Source organism: Micromonospora sp. NPDC050784 (assembly GCF_044456765.1).
GTDB lineage: Bacteria > Actinomycetota > Actinomycetes > Mycobacteriales > Micromonosporaceae > Micromonospora > Micromonospora foliorum.
Window position 1 is genome coordinate 312,509 of sequence record NZ_JBITGG010000004.1, and the last position, 20,912, is coordinate 333,420.

The window sequence follows — 20,912 nt, forward strand, 5'->3', positions numbered from 1 at the left end:
CACCGTCCACTGTGGGCCGTTTCACGTTTATCCGGGCGTGGACGACACGCTAGATCCGGACTGCCGGACGTGTCCAGCCCACAATGGGACGCTGTCGGACAACCCGGCCCGCCCGGACGGACACTTCGGCAGACCACGAGCGCCTTCGGCGTCAGCCGATCCGGAAGCCGAGCAGTTGCGCGACGACCACGGCCTGCTCGACGTCGATGATGGCGCCGGCCCGCTCGACGACCGTCGGGTCGAGCGCGGTGAGATCGCTGCCCCGCAGGTCGGCGCCGCCGAGCCGGACGTTGTGCAGCTGCGCGCCGGAAAGATCGACACCAGTGACGGTAGCACCGGTCAGGTTGGCCCTGGTGAGGTCCACCTCGCGCATCCGCACCCCGGTCAGTCGAACGCCGCGCAGGTCGGCGCCGGGCAGCGCGGCGAAGGACCAGTCACCGCCGTCCACCGTCAACGGACGCAGGTCGCACTCGCTGAACGTGCTGCCGACCAGCTTGCAGCCGGTGAACTCGGCCTCGAAGAAGTTGCACCGCCGAAAGACGCAGCGGGTGAAGGCGGAGTCGACATGTCGGGAGGCGTTGAACGCCACGTTGCCGAACGTGCACCCGGTGAAGACCGCGCCCCTGCTCAGCGCCTCGGTCAGGTCAACACCAAAGAACTCGCAACCCACGAAGTGCCGGTCGGTCAGCTCCTCGCCGTACCAGTCCTCGTTGCGGAAGGTCACGTCCTCGGTCAACTCCGGCATCCGGCCAGGCTAGTGGGCGCCGCCGACACCCGGCGGCCGGCGTGCCCGGCGCCGGCCCCCTTCCGGTCTCGCCGTACCGGCGAGTAGGTTCGGCGGTGTGAGTGTGGCTCGGAGCAAGGACCCGGATCAGATCGGTTTCGACCCGGCGCGGCTGGCGCGCATCGACGAGCACTTCGGCCGGTACGTCGACGACGGCCGGCTCGCCGGCTGGCAGGTGGTGGTCACCCGTGGCGGCGAGGTGGCGCACTCCTCGACGTACGGGCTGCGCGACCGGGAGTCGGGCGCACCGGTCGAGACCGACACGCTCTGGCGGATCTACTCGATGACCAAGCCGGTCACCTCGGTCGCGGCGATGATGCTGTGGGAGGAGGGCCGGTTCGAGCTGACCGACGAGATCAGCCGCTGGCTGCCCGAGTTCGCCGACCTGCGGGTCTACTCGAAGGGGTCGGTGCTCAAGCCGTACACCGTGCCGGCGGCCGAGCCGATCCGGGTCTGGCACCTGCTCACCCACACGGCCGGCCTGACGTACGGCTTCATACAGACCTCGGTGGTCGACGGGCTCTACCGGGCCGCCGGTTACGACCTGTACCCGCCGACGGACGTCGACCTGGCCGGCGCCTGCGCGGCCTTCGGCGAGCTGCCGCTGTTGTTCCAGCCCGGCTCGGCGTGGGGCTACTCGGTTGCCACCGACGTCCTCGGCCGACTCGTCGAGGTGATCTCCGGGCAGAGTCTCGACGCGTTCTTCGCCGACCGGATCTTCGGCCCACTGGGCATGACCGACACCCGCTGGTGGGTGGAGGGCGACGAGGCCGACCGGCTGGCCGCGCTCTACGTCCCGGAGCCGCGTAGCGGCCGGGCCGTCCGTTACGACAGCCTCGGGTCGCTCGCGTTCAGCAAGCCGTCGCTGCTCTCCGGCGGTGGCGGCCTGATCTCCAGCGCCGCCGACTACCACCGCTTCACGTCTCTGCTGCTGCGCGGCGGCGAGCTGGACGGCGTCCGGCTGCTCGGGCCCCGCACGGTGCGGTTCATGACCCGCAACCACCTGCCCGGTGGTCAGGACCTGGGCACTCTGTCCACCGGGGGCTTCGCCGAGACCACCCTGGACGGGATCGGCTTCGGCCTCGGCTTCGCGGTGGTCGACGACCCGATCCCCAGCCGGGTGCCGAGCAGCGTGGGCGAGTTCTACTGGGGCGGGGTGGCCAGCACCGCGTTCTGGGTCGACCCGGCCGAGGAGATCACCGCGCTGCTGTTCACGCAGCTGATGCCGTCGAGCACCTACCCGCTCCGCTCCCAGCTGCGCCAGCTCGTCTACGCCGCCCTGGTCGACTGACGGGATCGGCGTTCCACCGACGGGCGGCCGGCCCAGTCCCTAGCCTGAGCTGGTGAGCACCATCGTCGTGTTTGGCGCGGGCGGCACCGCCGGTTCGCGGGTCACCTCCGAGGCGGTCGACCGGGGGCACCGGGTGATCGCCGCCGTCCGCCGCCCGGAGGCCACCTCGTACCTGCCGGCCGGGGTGCGGACGGTCACCGGCGACGCGACCAGCGAGCGGAGTGTCCGGGAGCTGGCGCCGGACGCCGACGCACTGGTCGTGGCGATCGGCGGCGGTGAGCGCGAGCTGTGGCGGAACGCGGCGGAGAACCTGGTGACCACGCTGCGCGGGATGCCGGCCGCACCGCGGATCATCCACCTGGGCGGCGGGTCCACCCTGCTCACCCCGGGTGGCACCCGCATTCTCGACGAGCCGGACTTCCCGGCGCAGTACCGGGAGTCGGCGCTGGGCCAGGCGGACGCGTTGGACTACTACCGCACCGCAGCCGACGGGGTGAGCTGGACGTACGTGTCGCCGCCCCCGCTGGAGTTCCACCCCGGCACGCGCACCGGGCACTACCGCACCGGCACCGACCAGCCGGTCACCGACGCCCAGGGCCGCTCGGTGCTCACCTACGAGGACCTGGCGGTGGCGATCATCGACGAGATCGAGCAGCCGCGACACCAGAACGCCCGCTTCACCGCCGCCTACTGACCCAGGTGCGGGCCAGCCGTGCTCAGTCGGCGAGGCGGGCCGGGAAGCCACCGGTGGCGATCGGACCCCAGGCGTCGATGGTGACCCGGATCAGCGACTTGCCCTGGCGCACCATCGCCGCCCGGTAGTCGTCCCAGTCCGGGTGCTCGCCGGAGATGCTGCGGAAGTACTCGACCAGCGGCTCCAGAGCCTCGGGCAGGTCCAGCACCTCGGCGGTGCCGTCGATCTGCACCCAGGGGCCGTTCCAGTCGTCGCTGAGCACGCAGGCCGAGACCCGGGGGTCGCGGCGGAGGTTGCTCACCTTGGCCCGCTCCGGGTAGGTGGAGACGACCAGCCGCCCCTGCCCGTCGACCCCCGCGGAGACCGGGGAGGACTGCGGGCGCCCGTCGGCCCGCGTGGTCATCAGCACGACGTGGTGTCGCGGCCGGAGGAAGTCGAGCAGGCCGTCCCGGTCGACCCGGGTGTTGCTTGCGATGCTGCGTGCCATTCCCCGTTCCTACCAGGGCGGGGTCGCAGCGGCGGCGGCGGGTCAGCGAGGGCGGGCCGCGGCGCGACGCACCGCCTGGGCGGGCACCCGGAGGCGGCCGGACGGACGCCAGGCCCGCCCGTTGGCGTAGATGACCCGAAAACCGAGGTACGACGCGAGCGGCGCCCAGTGGGCGGAGCCCATCCGCAGCTCGGCGGCATTGTGTCGCTGGCCGTTGGCGAGCACGTCGAGGAGCACGGTTTCGAAGGCCGCCGATTCGACCCAGTCGACTTCCCGGGTGAAACCGCAGATCAGAGCGGCTCCGGTGACCTCCAGGAACTCGCGCAGCACCGCGTCCGAGGCGCGCAGCACCGAGCAGCTGCCGAAATAGAGTCGGCGCCCCTCCGCGCGGCCGGCCATCAGCTCGGCCACCTCGTTCAACTCCACCGACTGCCAGTCGGTGAGGCAGAGCCGACTCGGTTCGCCGTGCATGGCGAAGAAGCCGACCCGGTGGTCGGCGTACTGCTTGAGCAGCCAACGGTCCAGGAAGTAGAACAACTCGTCGCGGGTGGCCGCGTCCTTGTGGATGAAGCGAATCTTGCCCAGCCGCTCCAGCAGCTCCAGGGTGGGCAGCACGGAGCCCCGCTCGTTGAGGTCACGGTGCCACTGACCCTCGACACAGAAGACGCCACCGCGTGCCACGCGCACCTCCGCCTGTCCACCGCCCAGGGCTGACGTTACCGGCCGCCATAACCTCGGGAACATCACCCTCGGTGTGGCAGTTTGCGACGTTCGGTGTGCTTGCCGGTGCGAGGGCCGATCGGACGGAATGACTGGTTCGCAAATCAGCCGAATTCCCAGGCAATATCCAGGAACAGCGGATTGTGAGCACGATTCTCGTTAACCACCTCCAACGGCATGGATCAGTGCCATGGTGGAAATCACGGGACTTCTCGGTCGATGTCCCGAAGCCATCCCATTCGCTCTCCTATCGGGAGGACTTCTGTGCGCGTAAACACCTTGAAGCGTGCCGCCGTCGCGTTCGCCCTGGCACTGCCCGGGGCCGCAATCGCCACGGTGGTCGCCGCACCGGCGGCGCACGCGGACGGCTGTTACACCTGGAACCGCACCCTGACGCAGGGGCGCTCCGGCGACGACGTCCGCCAGTTGCAGATCCGGGTCGCCGGGTGGGCCGGCTACCGGGACATCGTGGAGAACGACGGCCGCTACGGGCCGAAGACCGCCGCCGCGGTCAAGCGGTTTCAACAGGCGTACGGGCTGCGCGCCGACGGCGTCGCCGGCCCACAGACCTTCGCCAAGCTGTACCAACTCCAGGACAACGACTGCACACCCGCGCACTTCACCTACGGCGAGCTGGACAACGGGTGCGGCGGGAGCGGGTGGAGCGGCGGCCCGCTGCCGGCGAACCAGACCAAGCAGAACGCGCTGCGCACCATGTGGAAGCTGGAGGCGCTGCGAAAGAGCCTCGGCGACAAGCCGCTCAACGTGTCCAGCGGTTTCCGCAGTCGCGCCTGCAACAACCAGGTCGGCGGCGCGTCCGACAGCCAACACCTGTACGGCAACGCGGCCGACGTGACCTCACGGACGTCCTCGCTCTGCCAGGTCGCCCGCAACGCCCGTAACAACGGCTTCAGTGGGATCTACGGGCCGGGCTACCCCGACCACGACGACCACGTGCACGTCGACTCGCGTCGGGAGAACAACAGCGACAGCAGCTCGAACACGACGAGCTGGTCCGCCCCGGACTGCGGCGTCGGCAACTGAACCGTCCGCTCAGAGCGACGTCGGTCCGGCGCGGAGGGGGGATCTCCGCGCCGGGCCGACGTCCTTTCGCCCCGGGTCGGGTGGGCGGAGGGGGGATAGCGCGCTCAGCTCGCCCGGGGCCAGCGCGGCGCGGTGACGGGGGGAGTCACCGGCCGGCCAGCAGCGGTGGGCCGTACCCCCTGGGGGACGGCCCGCGCGGCCTGTGGCCGCGACGGCCCGGTCGCCGTGAACGGGAAGGGCACGTGCACGAACGGATTACCGTGCCGGATCAACGCCTCGATCTGCCGCTCGTTGAGCCCGTGTGTCTCCAACACGCGTCGCCCCCAGCGGTGCAGCCGGCACGGGTAGGAGGCGCCGTCGTTGCGGCACAGCGGCCCGGTGGGCCACTCCTCGGCGGTGTGCACGACCACCGCCCGGACCGCGAGCCGGACATCCTCCGGGGTCAGCGGTGCCGGCATTGGCACCTCACCCAGTACCTGATCGATGGGATCCGTCGACTGCTCACCAACTCGCACGGCAGGCCTCCCGCAGTTCGGCAGCGGTACGGCGGACCCACCGCACCGACATCCTCGGCCATGGGTACGGCGGAGACCGGACGAAAGTTCAATTCCGGTACGCGGTAAGCAGATCCTCCATCTGACCCGGCGAACCGCACCTCAGACGAGGCCGGCGTCGTGCACGAGCAGCGCCACCTGGACCCGGTTGTTCAGCTCCAGTCGGGTCAGCAGCCGGGAGACGTACGCCTTCACCGTCGCCACGCTCATGAACAGCTCCCCCGCGATCTCCGCGTTGGTGTGGCCCCGCCCCAGCGCGACCGCCACCTGCCGCTCCCGCTCACTGAGCCCGGTGAGCAGCCGCAGCGCCCGTTCCCGGCGCGGGTCCGGGCCGACCGGGCCGGGGGCGGCGGCGGTCACGTGGGCGATCAACGTCCGGGTCACCGTCGGGGAGAGCGTCGCCTCGCCCGCCGCGACCCGGCGTACGGCGCGCACGATCTCCGCCGGTGGGGTGTCCTTGAGCAGGAAACCGGCCGCCCCGGCACGGAGCGCCCGTAGCACCTGCTCGTCGGCGTCGAAGGTGGTCAGCACCAGCACCTCCGGCGGGTGCGGCTGGGCACGCAGCGCCTCGGTGGCGGTCAGCCCGTCGACCCGGGGCATCCGGATGTCCATCAGCACCACGTCCGGGGCGTACGCGGCGACCGCCGCCGGCACCTCGCCACCGTCGGCCGCCTCCCCGACCACGGTCAGGTCCGGCAGACCGCCGAGGATCATCGAGAGCCCGGCCCGGACCAGCGCGTCGTCGTCCACGATCAGCACGCGTACCGGTCGCCCGGCTGTGTTGGCAGGCCCGGTCACGCCCGGCGGCCCGGCTGCGCCGGCAGGGTCGGTCACGCCGGCCACGGCAGCCAGGCGGCCAGCCGGAAGTCACCGGAGTCGTCCCGACCGTAGGCGAGCCGGCCACCGGCCAGGGTGACCCGTTCGCTGATGCCGACCAGGCCGGTGCCGGCTCCCGGCAGCGTGCCGCCGGCCGGTGTGCCGACCGGCCACCGGTTGCCGATCGCCACGGTCAGCCCGGTGCCCGGCCCGCCGGCCACGTCCACGGTGACGGCCGCGCCGGCCGCGTGCTTGCGGGCATTGGTCAGCCCCTCCTGCACGATCCGGTACGCGGCCCGGCCCAGCGCCGCCGGCACCTCCCCCGGGCTGGCGACGCTGTCGCTGACGTTGACCCGCACTCCGGCCGCCCGCGACTCGGCGATCAGCGCCGGCAGGTCGGCCAGGGTGGGCTGCGGTGGCTCCGGGGCGTCGCCGTCGCTCTCGGCCCGGAGCACCCCGATCACCTCGCGCAGGTCCTGGAGGGCGGCGTGCGCGCTGCCCCGGATCACCCCGGCGGCCCGGGCCACCTCGTCCGCGGGGGCGTCCGGGCGGAACTCCAGCGCCCCGGCGTGCAGGCTGAGCAGCGAGATCCGGTGCGCCAGCACGTCGTGCATCTCCCGGGCGATCCGGGTGCGTTCGAGGTGGCGGGCCTGGGCGACCCGGAGCTGCTGCTCCGCCTCGGCCCGCTCGGCCCGATCCCGCAGCGACACGATCAACTGCCGGCGGGCTCGGACGAACATCCCCCAGGCGAGCACGGCAAGGCTGATCACCACGCCCCACGACGCGGTGACCCAGTACGACATGTTCGGGTCCGGCCGCAGCCAACTGAAGACCATGTTGGTGACCAGGCCCACGCCGGTCACCGCCACCGCCACGGCGGTCCGTCGGTGCACCACCACGGTGAAGTAGAGGATGACCAGGGGGATGGCCGAGGCCATCGAGAACAGCGTCAGCGGCGTCGTGGCCACCATCAGCCCGAGCGGCCACCGGCGGCGCAGCCAGAGCAGCCCACAGCAGACCAGGCCGATCAGCGCGTCCACGCCGGTCATCCAGCCGTGCGGCAACGGGGTGGTGATCGCCGGATCGGGTGACAGGGCGTCCGCGGTGGCGAACAGCACCCAGAGCAGGCTGACCAGGAAGGCCAGGGTGTCGACCGCCCAGTCCCGGGTGGTGCGCCGGGGCCGCCGGGCCGCCGCTTCCGGACTGACCGCGCCGGCCAGCGCCCCGGGCAGCAGCCAGGGGTGTTCCGGGACGGCGAGGCTGGTCACGACGCCATGCTAGGCAGCCGATGGGCGACACGACCAGCTACCAAAGTCGAGACCCGCCGGTCGACCAAGGTCGACGCGGTACCTACCGGTGGCCGCAGCGGATGGCCGGGCGGCGCGGGCAGGCTCGACGACATGATCACCGTGGAGAACCTGACCAAGCGGTACGGGCCACATCCGGCCGTGGACGATGTGTCATTCCAGTGCGAGCCGGGCACCGTCACCGGCTTCCTCGGCCCCAACGGTGCCGGCAAGTCGACCACCATGCGCATGATCTGCGGGCTCACCCCGCCGACCGCCGGCCGCGCCACCGTCTCCGGGCACCAGTACCGGGACCTGCCCAACCCGGGGCGGGAGGTCGGGGTGCTGCTGGACGCCTCCGCCCAGCACGCCGGGCGCACCGGCCGCGAGGCGTTGACGCTGTCCGCGTACACCATGGGTCTGGACAAGCGCGAGGTCGCCGCGAAGCTCGACCTGGTCGGGTTGAACGCGGTGGCCGCGAAGCGTCGGGTACGGGCGTACTCGCTGGGCATGCGGCAGCGACTCGGGCTGGCGCACGCGCTGCTCGGCGACCCCCGAGTGCTGATCCTCGACGAGCCGGCCAACGGCCTGGACCCGGAGGGGATCTTCTGGATGCGCGGCCTGCTGCGCGACTTCGCCGACCGGGGCGGCACCGTGCTGCTCTCCTCCCACCTGTTGCGCGAGGTGGAGGCGGTCGCGGACCGGCTGGTGGTGATCGGGGGTGGCCGGATCGTGGCCCAGGGCGACAAGAACGAGCTGCTGGCCGGCGGCGGCACGGTGGTCCGGGCCCGCGACGGCGCGGCGCTGCGCCGGGCGCTGGAGGTGGCCAACCTGACCGCCGCCGACAGCTCGGAAGGGCTGCTCGTGCAGGCCGACGCCGAGGCGGTCGGCCAGGCCGCGGCCGATGCCGGCGTCGCGTTGGCCGAGCTGCGCCCCGCCAGCGGCGGCGGCCTCGAACAGCTCTTCCTCACCCTGACCGCCGGCGAATCGACCAAGGAGGCCGTCCGATGACCACCACCACCGCGCCCGCCGCCGGCGCCGTCGCGCCCCGGCACCACACTCAGGTACGCCGACCGTCGCTGCTCCGACTCACCGGCGTGGAGGTGCGCAAGCTCGTCGACACCCGGGCCGGTCGCTGGCTGCTGATCACCATCGGCCTGGCCACCGCCGCGATCGTCACCCTGCAACTGATCTACGCCAAGGACGCCGACCAGACGTTCCTCAACTTCTTCGTCCCCTCGCTGCTGCCGGTGTCGGTGCTGCTGCCGGTGCTGGGCATCCTGTCGATCACCAGCGAGTGGTCGCAGCGCACCGCCCTCACCACGTACGCCCTGGTGCCCCGCCGGGAGCGGGTGGTCGCCGCGAAGCTGATCGCCGTGATGCTCACCGCGCTCGCCTCGGTGCTGGCCAGTCTCGTCGTCGCCGCCGTCGGCACGCTTGTGGCGTCCGCCACCGGTGGGGCGGGCACCTGGCAGTTCGACTGGTCGCTGCTGCTGAACGCGGTGGTCATCCAGGTCACCAGCGTGTTGATGGGTGCCGCCTTCGGTCTGCTGCTGCTCAACCCGCCGCTGGCGATCGTCGGCTACCTGCTGCTGCCCACCCTGTGGGGGGTGCTCGGCGAGATGGTCAAGCCGCTGCGTGGTCCGTCCGAGTGGCTGGACACCAGCAAGACCATGGAACCGTTGTTCAGCAGCGACGCCGTCACCGGCGAGCAGTGGGGGCGGATCGCGGTGTCCCTGTTGGTCTGGATGGTCCTCCCGCTGGCCGCCGGCCTGTTCCGGACGCTGCGCCGCGAGGTGTCCTGACCATGGACATGGCCGGCTACCGTCCACGCACCGTGGTCACCGGCGGCCCGCTGGAGCTGGCGGTGCTGTGGGTTGGCTTCCCGCTGCTCGGCGCGGGCGCCGGATGGCTCCTCGCGGCGGCGACGGGCTGGCTCGCCCGGCTGCCCTGGGTGCCGTTCGGCGACCTGATCGAGTGGCTGGACCGGCTGCCCGAGCCGCAGGCCACCGCCGGCACCATCGCGGTGGGCGTCGTGGCCGCCCTGGTCATCGCCGGGATCGGCACCGCCGAACGGTTGATCGTCACGGTCGACGCGGCGCAGGTCCAACTGCGCCGCTCCGACGAGAACCGGACCGTCGCCCGGGCCGACACCCGGGTGGTCTTCGTCGCCGACAAGCACCTGGTGCTGCTCGACGCCGACGACGCGGAACTGGTCCGGGAGTCGACCGACCTGCCGGCCACGAAACTGGCGGCGGCGTTCCGGGAGCACGGCTGGGGTTGGGCGGACGACGACCCGCACCGGTCGGCGTACCGGCTGTGGGTTCCGGACCTGCCCGGGTTGCCCGCCGGCGCGGACGCGCTGCTGCGCGCCCGGGAACGGGCGATCCAGCGGGACCGCCGCGACGACGCCCGGGAGTTGCGCCGTGAGCTGGGCCAGATCGGGGTGGTGCTGCGCGACGAGGGCAAGCGGCAGTACTGGCGGTTGACCGCCCGGGCCCTCCTCCGCGCGCCGGAGCAGCCGACTTCGGCCGAGCGGGAGGCGGACGGGCGGTAGCGTCTGTCCCAGCAGACCCTGGGAGCCGCGCGATGACCGAACAGCAGCCGTACCGGGTGGTGTCCCGACACCCCGGCTTCGAGCTGCGTCGGTACCCCGCCCACCTGGTGGCCGAGATGCAGATCCAGGCATCGTTCACCCGGGCGCCGATCGAGGCGTTCCGGCCGCTGGCCGCGTACATCGGTGGCGCCAATCGGGCCCGGCACCCGATCGGCTCCGCCGCGCCGGCGACGACGGCGGCCAGCGGCTCGGAGAAGATCGCCATGACCGTGCCGGTGGTGCAGATCGAGGGTGAGTGGCCGGGCGCGTACCTGATCCAGTTCGTCATGCCGGCCACCTTCACCACCGCCACCCTGCCCGAGCCCGTGGACGCCCGGGTGCGGATCCGCGCGGTTCCGGCGCGGCTGGCGGCGGCGATGCGGTTCTCCGGACGGTGGACGGAGCAGGCGTTCAGCCAGCGGGCCACCATGCTCGGCCGCTCGGTGACCGCGGCCGGGCTGCAACCGACCGGTGCCATCCGCTACGCGCGCTTCGACCCGCCATGGAAGCCGTGGTTCCTGCGCCGCAACGAGGTCGTGCTGCCGGTCGTCGAGTGAGCTACCTGAGCTGCCGACGGTCCTCGACGCTCGGCCGCGCCAGCAGGACCGCCACCCCCAGCCCGGAGAGCAGCCCGGCCAGGGAGACCAGCAGGTCGGAGTCGGCGGCGTTGATAGGGCTGTTGCCGGCCAGCTCGGTGAGTGCCGAGCCGATCGGCAGCATCATCATCATGGTGATGCCCGTGGCCACCAGGAACACCAACGGGCCCACCAACGCGATGAGCGCGGCGAGGGCGTGGTGCCACCAGATCGGCCGGCCGCCCGGCCAGTCCCAGGCCAACAGGGTGACCCCGGTGAGCAGCACCGCCCCGAGAGCGACCTCCGGCAGGAGTCGTTCGCCGGGTGCGGTGGCACGGACCAGCAGGACGCCGAGCAGGGACAGCGCGGTGAGGCCGGCCGCCAGGCCGACCCGGGCCCGGGTGCGCGCCGGAGCCGCCGCCAGCGCGGCACCGACGGCCAGGGCCACCAGCAGCGCCGCGGTGGCCAGGGCGCCCTGGTTCAGCTCCGGCTCCCGGTCGGTCGGTGACTCCATTGCGGCCGCCACCAGCGTCAGCACCCCGGCCACGCAGGCCGCGCCGGTCAGCACCCGCCGGTCGCTGGCCGGGGGCGTACCAGGCTCCCGCCTCGGCGGCGTGCGGCGCTCCCACCACAGCAGCATCGCCGCGACCACGCCGAGCACGGCGTAGCCGCCGCCGGCGAGCAGCACCGTCGCGTCGTCGCCGATCGGGTCGGCCCGGTCGATCGCCACGTCGGCGGCGATCCAGCAACCGCCGAGCACCACCGCCGGACCGCTCCACCGCGCCTGCCCCCGGCCGGCCAGCACCAGCCCGAGCGGCACCGCCATGATCGCCATGAACCGCAGGTCGCGCGCCCAGTAGGCGTTGTTGCCCGGTAGGTGCTCCGACCACGGGCCGAGCGGCTCGGTCAACGGTTGCCACCTGGTCATGCCGTACGCCCAGAGCGCGACGGCGGCGGCGGAGAGGAGCAGCCCGACCGGGCGCGCGGATCGCATCCGTGGACGGTAGCGGCCCAACCGCCCGTGCGGGGGGGCGCGGTCATCCGCCGACCGGTGACCGCGCCGGACGGTACCGCAGCAGCCGCCACGTCGGCAGCACACTGGACAGCACCGCGAGCAGCAGGCACAGCCCCACCACCCCGGCGACCACCGGCCACGGCACCACCAGGTCGACGGGGGCGCCGGCCTGCTCGGCGAGGCCGGCGCTGATGCTGAGCAGACCGACGAACGCGACAGCCCCACCCAGCAGCGCACCGATCAGGACCACCAGGGCCGACTCCGCCGAGACCAGCCAGATGACCTGCCGTCGGGTCGCCCCGGCCATCCGGATCAGGCGCAGGTCCGCGGCGCGGCCGGCGGCCGCCAGCAGCAGCGTGTTGGCCACCGCGATGGCCCCGTAGCCTGCGGACACCCCGATCAGCAGCAGGGTGAAGAGCCAGACGAGGCGGTCCTCGGCGGCGTCCGCCTCGGCCGCCCAGCCCGGGACGTCGAGGATCCGCGCGCCGACCGGCGGGTCGATCCGCTCCCGGACGTACACGGTGGACGTCAGCGCCGACGGGTCGTGCGCTCGCACCACGGCCCGGGGTACGAGCAGGTCGCCGGGGATCGAGGTGTCGGTCACCACGGCGACGACGCGCAACGACACCGACGTCCCGTCGGCGAAGACCACCGGGTACGGCTCGGACGGCAGCCGGTTCGCCGAGGCCGTGACCACCACCGTGTCGTCGCCCTTCAGGTCGTTCAGCGAGCCGGTGACGACGCTGAGCACCCGGTTGGCGGTTGCGAAGCCCTCCGGATCCACGCCGAGCGCGGTCATCGGCCGGTCCTGCGGCGACGTTCCGGGGTCGGTGCGGTAGACGGTGGTCGGCAGGAGCGCGGTGCCACCGGTCGCGGCGACGGCCCGGTCGGACAGGCCCGGCGCGCGGTCCGGCACGACGATCCAGCCCGCGTTCACGTTGTCCGCCCGACCGGCCGCGTACGCGGCGCTGGTGGTGCGCACCATCCCGGACACCAGCACCGCGAACGCGACAGTGAGCAGCACCGGAGCGGCGATGGCGGCGGTCCGCCGGGTCGCCGTCAACGCAGCGCCCCGAACCAGCATCCCGATCGCGCCACCGGGTCGACGCACCGGAGAACGCAGCAGCCACAGCAGCGGCCTGACCACCACCGGGGCGAGCACTGTAGCGCCGGCCACCAGCGCCATCACCGCGTAGAGCGCGTACTGCGCCCCCACCCGTGCCTCGTCGGCGGTCGCCGTGCCCAGGCTGAGCGCCGCTCCCGCCGCGAGCAGCAGCGCCCCGGTGACGGCCCGCAGCCGCCCGATCGGTCGCTGTTCCACCGCCGCATCGCGTAGGGCCTCCAGCGGGCGGACCCGCGCCGCCCGGCGGGACGCCGACCAGACGGCCAGCAACGCGATCACCGGCCCGGCGGCGAGCGAGACCGCGATCGGCCAGAGGTCATAGCGGACCCGGAAGGTCGACGGTTCGTAGCCGACGTCGACGAGCAGCCGACCCAGCAGCGGGGCGAGAGCCGCGCCCACCAGCAGGCCGACGAGCCCCGCCGAGGCGCCGACGGCGAGCGCCTCCGCGCACACCATTCGGCGGACCTGGCGTCCGGTGACGCCGACGGCGCGCAGCAGGCCCAGCTCACGGCGGCGCTGCGCGATGGTGAACGCGAAGGTCGAGGCGACCACGAACACCGTGACGAAGCCGGCGAGGGCCGCCGTGGCGGTGAGCACCTGCATGCCGATCCACCGGATACGGGCGTCGCCGCGCGGCTCCAGCGCACCACGGGCGTCACCGGTCAGCACCCGCCCGTCGCCGCCGACGACCCCGCGAGCCGCCGTGGCGACCCGCTCGGGGTCGGCGCCCGGCGCGAGCACCAGCCCGATGGCCCGGACGCCGGGCGCGAGCGCGACGGCGACCTCGTCCGCGACGTGGACGCCGGGCCCGTCGACCAGACCGGTGACGGTGTACGACTCCGGGCCCACGGCGGTCAGCAGGGTGACCGGTGCGCCGGCACGCAGCCCGAGTGCGCGGTCGACGACCACCTCGCCGGGCCGGCGGGGTGGCTCGCCCACCGCGAGCCGCAGTCCACCGAGCTGGGCGCTGGACCAGCCGTGCCCCTGGTAGGCGTCCTCCCGTCGGGTGTCGGCGGCCGAGGGTCGGCCGTCGACGAGCGGCTGAGCGTAGAAGGTGCGGTCCGGCACCGCCGCCGCCACGTCCGGCAGACCGGCCAACCGGCCGACCAACTCCGCCGCCGCGGTGGCGGACCACGGCCTGGTCGGCACGAACTGGTCGGCCGACGCACCCGCCTCGGGGCTCTGCACCACGACCGCCGCCCGCGTCAGCCGCTCCGGCACCTGCGGGCGCCCGGAGGCGAGCAGCAGGGTGGCCGCCGCGACGAGCGTGACCCCGATGGCGACGGCCACGAACGCGCTGGCGGACCGCCGGACGCTCAGCACGACGACTCCGCGACGGGTTCCCGCTCGGCGATCCGGGCGGCGACGGCGGCGGCGGTGATCCCGCCGGTCAGCTCGTCGACGACACGACCGTCGGCCAGCAGGAGGACCCGATCGGCGTACGCGGCGGCGGCGGGATCGTGGGTCACCATCACCACGGTCTGTCCGTGGTCGTCGACGAGCGCCCGCAGCAGCCGAAGCACCTGCCGAGACGACGCGCTGTCCAGCGCCCCGGTCGGCTCGTCGGCGAAGACCACCGCCGGACGGGTGATCAACGCTCGGGCCACGGCGACGCGCTGCTGTTCACCGCCGGACAGCTCACTCGGCCGGTGCCCGGCCCGGTCGGCGAGTCCGACGGCGTCGAGGGCGGCGGCGACGTCCCCGGCCGGCGGGCGGCGGCGGGCCAGGCGCGACGGCAACTCGACGTTCTGCGCGGCGGTCAGCGTGGACACGAGGTTGAACGCCTGGAACACGAAGCCGATCCGGTCCCGCCGCAGCCGGGTCAGCTCGTCCTCACCGAGGTCGTTGAGGCTGGTGCCGTCGATCGTGACGGTCCCCTCGGTCGGGCGGTCCAGCCCCGCCGCGCAGTGCAGCAGGGTGGACTTCCCCGAGCCGGAGGGGCCCATCACCGCCGTGAACGTGCCGCTCGCGAAGCTGGTGGTCACGCCGTCGAGCGCCGTCACCCGCCGGGTTCCGGTGCCGTACACCGCGCGCAGCCCCGTGAGGGTCACCGTGTGTGTGGTCATGACGGTTACGGTGCCGAATGCCGGGGGTGCGGCGCGTCGTGCCGGGGCGGGCACTTTCCGGCCCTCCCCCGGGTGGAGTCGGCGGCCTGCAACCGCCGGCAGGTCGTCCTGCGGGATGACCACCCGCAGGCGGACGCGGTCAGCCCACTCGGCCGTTACCGTTCGACGGGTGACCGCTCTCCTGCTGACCCGACGGATGCGGCCGGTGGACCTGTACAGGGTGGACGCCCTGCTGGCGGTGGCCGTCGGCGGGCTGCTCTGCCCGTACGCGGCGCTGGAGTCGCCGCTGCACGGCGGCGTACGCGAACCGCTCTGGGTGTCCGTGCTGGTCGGGATGGCCCTCGGCCTGCCGTTGGCGGTCCGCCGACGGTGGCCGATGGCGGTGGCCGTCGTGATCAGCTCGATCGCCACCGTTGCCCTGATCACCGGGGTGATACCCAACTTCGCGGCCGCCGCGCCGGCGTTCGCCATCGGCCTGTCCTTCTACACGGTGGCCGTGGCGACGCCCACCCGCCGGTCCATGCTCTGCGCCGCCAGTTGTCTCGCGCTGGTGAGCATCGGCCTGGTGCTGACCGCGGGCGACCTCTGGTCGCGCACCGGCGGGGTCGTCTACGCCGCCGTCATGGTCGCGCCGGCCTGGGCGATCGGTTGGCTGATCCGGGAGCGACGCGCCCTCGCCACCCGGCAGAGCGACCAGTTGGTGCGTCAGGCCGCCACCGAGGAGCGGTTGCGGGTCGCGCGCGAACTGCACGACGTGGTCGCGCACACGCTGAGTCTCATCGTGGTGAAGGCGGCCGTCGCCAATCACGTCGCCGAGGCCGACCCCCGCGAGGCGGGCGCCGCGCTCCGGGTCATCGAGGAGACCGGCCGCACCGCGCTGGCCGACGTACGTCGGGTGCTCGGCGTGCTGCGCGAGGACAGCCCGTACGCGCCGACGCCCGGGCTGGGCGAGTTGCCTCTCCTCGCCCGGCAGGCGGCGATCGGCGGCGTCGACGTGCAGCTCGACGTGCGGCGGGACGAGCCGGCCGGCGCGGTGCCGGAGTCGGTGGGCCTCGCGGTGTACCGGATCGTGCAGGAGGCGGTGACGAACGTGGTGAAGCACGCGGCGCCGGCCGCCTGCCGGGCCACGGTGACCGTCCTGCCCGACGAGGTGCGGGTGGAGGTGACCGACGACGGCCAGCGGCCGGTGCTGCTCGGCGGGGAGGGGCACGGGTTGATCGGCATGCGGGAACGGGTGGCGTTGCACGGCGGGGAGTTCCGGGCCGGCCCCCGCTCCGACGGTGGTTTCGCGGTGACGGCCAGCCTGCCCTACCGGGTGGCCGCGTGATCCGCGTCCTGATCGCCGACGACCAGGCGTTGCTGCGCGGCAGTTTCCGGCTGCTTGTCGATCTCAGTCCGGACTGCACCACCGTCGGTGAGGCGGGCACCGGCGTGCAGGCCGTCGCGTTGACCGGGCAGCACCGGCCGGATGTGGTGCTGATGGACGTCCGGATGCCGGAGATGGACGGCATCGAGGCGACCCGGCGGATCTGCGCCGATCCGGCGACGGCCGGCACCCGGGTCATCATCCTGACCACGTTCGACCTCGACGAGTACGTCTACGGGGCGCTGCGCGCCGGGGCCAGCGGGTTCCTGCTCAAGGACACCCCACCGGCGGACCTGCTGACCGGGATCCGGGTGGTCGCCGCCGGGGAGGGACTGCTCGCGCCGACGGTGACCCGCCGGCTGATCGACGAGTTCGCCCGGCAGCCGGAGCCGACCCGGCCGCTACCGCGACAGCTCGACGGGGTGACCGACCGGGAACGGGAGGTGTTGGCGCTGATCGCCCGGGGCCTGTCCAACGCGGAGTTGGCCGCGCACCTCAACCTCAGCCAGGCCACCGTCAAGACGCACGTCGGGCGGCTGCTGACCAAGCTGGCGGTACGCGACCGGGCGCAACTGGTCATCGTGGCGTACGAGACGGGCCTGGTGGGGCCGGGCGGCCTACGCTGAGCCGGTCGGCCGCACATCCAGGAGGAGCCATGACCCGGTACGTCGCCCTGCTGCGCGGGGTCAACGTCGGCACCACCCGGCTGGCGATGGCCGACCTGCGCCGGATCGTCACCGACCTCGGCCACGAGGACGTCAAGACGTACCTCCAGAGCGGCAACGTGGCCTTCGGCAGCACGGTGCGCGACGCGGAGAAGCTGGCCGCCGGGATCGAGCGGGCGCTCACCGACGAGCTGGCGTTGACCGTGCCGGTGTTGGTGCGCAGCGGCCGGGAGTTGGCGGCGATCGCCGGCGGCAACCCGTACGCCGACCGGGAGGACGACCCGACGCGACTGCTGGTGGCCTTCCTCGCCACCGCACCGAAGAAGTCCGCGGTGGACGCGCTCACTGTGCCGGGTGGCGAGAACGTGTCGTTCACGGTGACCGGTCGGGAGGTGTTCCTGCACTACGTCGAGGGCGGTTACGGGCGGTCGAAGTTCACCAACGCGTACCTGGAGAAGAAGCTCGGCGTGGTGGCCACCTCCCGCAACTGGAAGTCGGTGCGGGCCCTGGCGGAGCTGACCGGCTCCTGACCGGGGTGGGGGCCGCGGTCCGGCGACCCCCACCGACGTTGGTCAGAAGTGGTACGCGGTCTCGTACTCGGGCACCAGCACCCGGCTGCGCGGTGAGATCCGGCGCACCGCCTCGATCATCTCGTTCAACCGGGTGCGGTCGGTCGGGGCGACCGGCGGCGGGTTCTGCAACGCCGTCTCGAAGTTGTCGTAGTGCACCGGCACCACGACCTTCGGGTAGTCCAGGCCGGCCAGCAGCCGGGGCAGGTAGTCGCCGGTGGTGGTGGCACTCTGCATGGCCACCATCGCCACGTCGGGTGCGAGGCCGGTGAGGTTCCGCTCGGCGACGTCGCTGGCCCCGGTGAAGTAGACCGACGGGCCGCCGTCGACCCGCAGCAGGTAGCCCAGCGTGTCGCCCTCCGGCAGGTCCGCGATGGTGGCCGGCTGCGGCGGCGGGGTCACCCGCACCCCGGGAAAGGCCACCGAGTACGACGGGTTGCGGCTGTGCAGCGAGCCGACCACCTCGACGCTGTGGTCGCCGAAGTCCAGCACCTCCCCACCCTTCACGGCGCTGAGCTGCGTCGACGGCAATCCGTAGGCCAACCCCAGGTGGTACGCGGTAAGCGTGGCGAACACCCGCGCGCCGGTGCGCTTGGCGATGTACGGCACGTCCATGAAGTGGTCCCAGTGGGTGTGCGTGACCAGCACCGTCGTGGCCCGGTCGACCCGCGGGTCGATCACGTCGGTGCGCACGGTCAACGGGGTGTCCGTCCGGAACGCGCCGGTGAACAGCCCAGTGTCGATCCGGCTGAGGAACGGGTCGACGAGAACGGTGCGGTCGCCGATGTCGACGCGCCAGCCGGCCGTACCCCACCAGCGGAAGCTGACCGCGCCCTTGCGGCGAGCGGTCGGCGTGGGTGTGGCGGTCGGCGTGGGTGTGGCGGTTGTCGGCGCGGCCTGGGCCGGGGTGGCGACGCCGGCGGCGAGGCCACCGGCGGAGACCAGGGCGGTGGTGGCGGCGTCGCGCAGGAAGCGTCGGCGGTCGAGACTGGGCATGCGGATCTACTCCCCGAGGTCGGGCGATGGGTCGACCACGAGCCAACCAGCGCCACCGGGCCGCGGTCCAAGATCAAAGGCCGTAGGCTTCGATACGCCAACGGATATCGGTGCTGGTCGGCGGCGGTGCGACGACGCTCGGAGGGGCGCGAAATCAGTCGCCGCGCAGCGCCTCGACGGCCGTCCGGGCGGCGTCCCCCATGGCCAGGTCCACGTCGATGCGGCGCGGGGTCAACTGTTCGGCACGGGCGAAGACGGCGACCGCGTACCGGCCGCCGTCGGGGTATTCGGCGACGCCGGCCTCCAGGTGGAACCCGGGCAGGGTGCCGGTCTTTCCGGAGACCCGGACGCCGGGCGGGAAACCGGCGGCCAGCCGGGTCCAGAAGATCTGCCGGGCCATCCAGGTGCGGACCATCGCGCAGGCCGCCGCGGGCCCGGCCTCGTCCCGCCAGATCAGGGTGAGCAGCCGGGTGATCTCCCGCGCGGTGCTGGACGTGGTGTGCGCGGGGTCGAAGACCCGCATGGCCCGGACCCGCTCCGCCGGCAGCGTCGGGAAGATCCGGGCGAACTCCGCCTCGGTCCGGGCGCCGACGTCGGCGAGCATCATCTCGACCAGTTCCCGAGGACCACCGAGAACGCGGGTACGGGTCAGCCCCAGCTCGACGGCGAGCATCGGCAGCAGGTCCGGGCCGACCCGGCGCAGCAGCAGGTCGGCGGCCGTGTTGTCGGTTACCGACATGGCGAAGTACGCAAGGTCGCGCAGTGACACCTCGGCGTCGTCGGTGCAGCCGGCCAGACCCCACCCACCGAGCCGGTCGGCGGCGGTGACCAGGACCCGCTCGGTCGGATCCAGTTGACCGGCCTCGACCTGCCGGGCGAACTCCAACACCAGAAGGATCTTGAAGATCGAGGCGATCACCACCTGCTCGTCGGCCCGAACCCCGACCTCGCGAAGGCCACCCGCCGGACCGCCGACCGGGCCGCCCACCGGGCCGCCCACCGGGCCGCCGACCGGGCCGCCGACCGGGCCGCCGACCGGGCCGCCGACCGGGCCGCCGCCGTCGGCGCTCAGGTCGACGGCGTCCAGGTCCACGACGTGCAGGCTGGCCGTCACCCCGACGGCGGCGAAGATGGCCTCGATCCGTTCCTCCACGTCCACGCCAGCACGGTATCCAGCGCCGCCGTGGCCGCGCTGGCGTAGGGTCCCGGCCGTGGATCTGCTCCGGCACCTGCGGCACTTCGTGGTGGTCGCGCACGAACTGCACTTCGGGCGGGCCGCGGAGCGACTCGGGATGGCCCAACCGCCCCTGAGTCAGTCGATCCAGCGACTGGAACGGGAGCTGACGGTCGAGCTGTTCGACAGGTCCCGCCGCCAGGTACGCCTCACCACCGCCGGTGAGCTGCTGCTCGGCGAGGCGGAGGAGTTGCTCGCCGGCGAGGGTCGGCTCCGCAGCCTGATGGGGCAGGTCCGCGCCGGTGAGCTGGGCGTACTCCGGGCCGGGGTGCCACCGGAGACGCCCGCCGTGACGCTGCGTTCGCTGCTGGACGGGCTCACCAGCCGGGCGCCCGGCCTGGACGTGGAGCTGCACGAGCTGACCACGGCCGAGCAGGTGCGGATGCTCACCGAGCGGACCCTGGACGTGGGGCTCGTACATCACCCGGTGGCGGCGGACGGGCTGCGCTTCGGCGCTCCGGTCGACGTACCCCTGGGGGTGCTGCTGCCGCGCACCTCGCCGCTGGCCCGCGGCCGCGAGGTGACGCTCGCGTCGCTGGCCGGTCTGGATCTGGTGGCCGCACCGCGCGCCACCGCGCCCGGCTGGCACGACCACCTGCTGGCGGTGTGTCGACAGCACGGCTGGCGCCCGGCCCGGGTGCGCCCGGCCCGCAATCCGGAGTTCCTCTTCGGCCTGGTGTTGGCCGGGGGCGCCGTGGCGGTGGAACCGGCGGCGGTGGCCCGCCGGGAACCCCGGATGGCCTGGCGGCCGATCACCGACGTGCCCTTGGCCAAGCGCACCTCGGCGGCCTGGCCGGACCGGTCGGCGCACCCGGCGGCGGCGATGTTCGGCCAACTCGCCGCGGAGGTGCTGGCCGACGCCGAGCCCACCGCGCCCGCGCCGCCCGCGACGTCGGTGCCGGCGGCACGGCCGTGGCCGGTGCTGTTCGACACGACCGGGTGAACCGATCCGCCGTTGCGTTCGTCACCTCCGGTTGGGCGGTGAATCGTCCACCCACGCGGGTATGGATGACAGTTAACGAAGACGCGAA

22 protein-coding genes are annotated in these 20,912 nt (G+C 73.2%); 11 read left to right on the top strand and 11 right to left on the bottom strand.

The features are described from left to right. Window positions 1–151: 151 nt before the first annotated feature. On the bottom strand, window positions 152–745 hold the full coding sequence (locus ACIBD9_RS07810) for a pentapeptide repeat-containing protein (RefSeq protein WP_387167531.1): 594 nt from the start codon (window positions 743–745) through the stop codon (window positions 152–154). 97 nt (window positions 746–842) lie between these two features. Between ACIBD9_RS07810 and ACIBD9_RS07815 the strand changes: the two genes are divergently transcribed. After that, complete coding sequence (locus tag ACIBD9_RS07815; protein ID WP_396715532.1) at window positions 843–2,075, top strand: serine hydrolase domain-containing protein; 1,233 nt, start codon at window positions 843–845, stop codon at window positions 2,073–2,075. Between the two features lie 52 nt (window positions 2,076–2,127). Further along, window positions 2,128–2,769: an NAD(P)-dependent oxidoreductase gene (locus ACIBD9_RS07820; RefSeq protein WP_396715534.1), complete on the top strand. Its 642-nt coding sequence runs from the start codon at window positions 2,128–2,130 to the stop codon at window positions 2,767–2,769. A 22-nt stretch (window positions 2,770–2,791) separates the two neighbouring features. Here the strand turns inward: ACIBD9_RS07820 and ACIBD9_RS07825 are convergent, their stop codons facing one another. Both ACIBD9_RS07825 and ACIBD9_RS07830 read right to left on the bottom strand, forming a co-directional pair. Continuing rightward, window positions 2,792–3,256 (bottom strand): PPOX class F420-dependent oxidoreductase, encoded by a 465-nt coding sequence (locus tag ACIBD9_RS07825; RefSeq protein ID WP_396715536.1) that lies wholly within the window; start codon window positions 3,254–3,256, stop codon window positions 2,792–2,794. Window positions 3,257–3,298: 42 nt separating this feature from the next. Then, the gene (locus tag ACIBD9_RS07830) at window positions 3,299–3,937 is read right to left on the bottom strand and encodes a DUF6642 family protein (RefSeq protein ID WP_396715538.1); all 639 of its coding nucleotides are present in this window, start codon (window positions 3,935–3,937) and stop codon (window positions 3,299–3,301) included. A 303-nt stretch (window positions 3,938–4,240) separates the two neighbouring features. On the opposite strand from ACIBD9_RS07830, the gene ACIBD9_RS07835 reads away from it, so the two are divergent. Next, on the top strand, window positions 4,241–5,020 hold the full coding sequence (locus tag ACIBD9_RS07835; protein WP_396715540.1) for a D-Ala-D-Ala carboxypeptidase family metallohydrolase: 780 nt from the start codon (window positions 4,241–4,243) through the stop codon (window positions 5,018–5,020). 104 nt (window positions 5,021–5,124) lie between these two features. On the opposite strand, the gene ACIBD9_RS07840 is transcribed toward ACIBD9_RS07835, so the two are convergent. The 3 genes from ACIBD9_RS07840 to ACIBD9_RS07850 all read right to left on the bottom strand — a co-directional run bounded on the left by ACIBD9_RS07840 (window position 5,125) and on the right by ACIBD9_RS07850 (window position 7,658). Continuing rightward, the gene (locus ACIBD9_RS07840; RefSeq protein ID WP_396715542.1) at window positions 5,125–5,478 is read right to left on the bottom strand and encodes a hypothetical protein; all 354 of its coding nucleotides are present in this window, start codon (window positions 5,476–5,478) and stop codon (window positions 5,125–5,127) included. Window positions 5,479–5,676: 198 nt separating this feature from the next. Next, window positions 5,677–6,426: a response regulator gene (locus ACIBD9_RS07845; protein ID WP_396715682.1), complete on the bottom strand. Its 750-nt coding sequence runs from the start codon at window positions 6,424–6,426 to the stop codon at window positions 5,677–5,679. Then, window positions 6,405–7,658, bottom strand: a complete 1,254-nt coding sequence (locus ACIBD9_RS07850) for a sensor histidine kinase (protein ID WP_396715544.1) — start codon at window positions 7,656–7,658, stop codon at window positions 6,405–6,407. Before ACIBD9_RS07850 ends, ACIBD9_RS07845 begins: the two co-directional genes overlap by 22 nt. A gap of 132 nt (window positions 7,659–7,790) precedes the next feature. Between ACIBD9_RS07850 and ACIBD9_RS07855 the strand changes: the two genes are divergently transcribed. Genes ACIBD9_RS07855 through ACIBD9_RS07870 form a run of 4 tightly spaced genes read left to right on the top strand, consistent with a single transcriptional unit; the run spans window position 7,791 to window position 10,829 of the window. Then, a complete protein-coding gene (locus ACIBD9_RS07855; protein ID WP_396715546.1) occupies window positions 7,791–8,687 on the top strand; it encodes an ABC transporter ATP-binding protein in 897 nt (298 codons plus the stop codon). Beyond that, on the top strand, window positions 8,684–9,481 hold the full coding sequence (locus ACIBD9_RS07860; RefSeq protein WP_396715548.1) for an ABC transporter permease: 798 nt from the start codon (window positions 8,684–8,686) through the stop codon (window positions 9,479–9,481). The genes ACIBD9_RS07855 and ACIBD9_RS07860 overlap by 4 nt, the downstream gene beginning before the upstream one ends. Before the next feature lie 2 nt (window positions 9,482–9,483). Further along, window positions 9,484–10,233: a hypothetical protein gene (locus ACIBD9_RS07865; RefSeq protein ID WP_396715550.1), complete on the top strand. Its 750-nt coding sequence runs from the start codon at window positions 9,484–9,486 to the stop codon at window positions 10,231–10,233. 32 nt (window positions 10,234–10,265) lie between these two features. Then, on the top strand, window positions 10,266–10,829 hold the full coding sequence (locus tag ACIBD9_RS07870) for an SOUL family heme-binding protein (protein WP_396715552.1): 564 nt from the start codon (window positions 10,266–10,268) through the stop codon (window positions 10,827–10,829). A 1-nt stretch (window position 10,830) separates the two neighbouring features. Here ACIBD9_RS07870 and ACIBD9_RS07875 read toward each other — a convergent pair whose 3' ends face one another. The 3 genes from ACIBD9_RS07875 to ACIBD9_RS07885 are packed head-to-tail and all read right to left on the bottom strand — an operon-like array spanning window position 10,831 to window position 15,051. Next, window positions 10,831–11,841, bottom strand: coding sequence for a hypothetical protein (locus ACIBD9_RS07875; protein ID WP_396715554.1), 1,011 nt, complete (start codon window positions 11,839–11,841; stop codon window positions 10,831–10,833). Window positions 11,842–11,884: 43 nt separating this feature from the next. Beyond that, a complete protein-coding gene (locus ACIBD9_RS07880) occupies window positions 11,885–14,308 on the bottom strand; it encodes an ABC transporter permease (protein ID WP_396715556.1) in 2,424 nt (807 codons plus the stop codon). Then, a complete protein-coding gene (locus tag ACIBD9_RS07885; RefSeq protein ID WP_396715558.1) occupies window positions 14,302–15,051 on the bottom strand; it encodes an ABC transporter ATP-binding protein in 750 nt (249 codons plus the stop codon). Before ACIBD9_RS07885 ends, ACIBD9_RS07880 begins: the two co-directional genes overlap by 7 nt. Window positions 15,052–15,220: 169 nt before the next feature. On the opposite strand from ACIBD9_RS07885, the gene ACIBD9_RS07890 reads away from it, so the two are divergent. Genes ACIBD9_RS07890 through ACIBD9_RS07900 form a run of 3 tightly spaced genes read left to right on the top strand, consistent with a single transcriptional unit; the run spans window position 15,221 to window position 17,612 of the window. Then, window positions 15,221–16,378, top strand: coding sequence for a sensor histidine kinase (locus ACIBD9_RS07890; protein ID WP_396715560.1), 1,158 nt, complete (start codon window positions 15,221–15,223; stop codon window positions 16,376–16,378). Further along, entirely contained in the window at window positions 16,375–17,043 is a 669-nt protein-coding gene (locus ACIBD9_RS07895) for a response regulator transcription factor (protein WP_363614476.1), read from the top strand. Before ACIBD9_RS07890 ends, ACIBD9_RS07895 begins: the two co-directional genes overlap by 4 nt. A 29-nt stretch (window positions 17,044–17,072) precedes the next feature. Continuing rightward, the gene (locus ACIBD9_RS07900) at window positions 17,073–17,612 is read left to right on the top strand and encodes a DUF1697 domain-containing protein (protein ID WP_396715562.1); all 540 of its coding nucleotides are present in this window, start codon (window positions 17,073–17,075) and stop codon (window positions 17,610–17,612) included. Window positions 17,613–17,654: 42 nt separating this feature from the next. On the opposite strand, the gene ACIBD9_RS07905 is transcribed toward ACIBD9_RS07900, so the two are convergent. Both ACIBD9_RS07905 and ACIBD9_RS07910 read right to left on the bottom strand, forming a co-directional pair. Then, window positions 17,655–18,647: an MBL fold metallo-hydrolase gene (locus ACIBD9_RS07905; RefSeq protein WP_396715564.1), complete on the bottom strand. Its 993-nt coding sequence runs from the start codon at window positions 18,645–18,647 to the stop codon at window positions 17,655–17,657. 154 nt (window positions 18,648–18,801) lie between these two features. Then, a complete protein-coding gene (locus tag ACIBD9_RS07910) occupies window positions 18,802–19,806 on the bottom strand; it encodes a serine hydrolase (RefSeq protein WP_396715566.1) in 1,005 nt (334 codons plus the stop codon). 52 nt (window positions 19,807–19,858) lie between these two features. Here ACIBD9_RS07910 and ACIBD9_RS07915 point away from each other — a divergent pair, with 52 nt between their 5' ends. Continuing rightward, window positions 19,859–20,824, top strand: a complete 966-nt coding sequence (locus ACIBD9_RS07915) for a LysR substrate-binding domain-containing protein (protein WP_396715568.1) — start codon at window positions 19,859–19,861, stop codon at window positions 20,822–20,824. The last annotated feature ends 88 nt before the right edge of the window (window positions 20,825–20,912 follow it).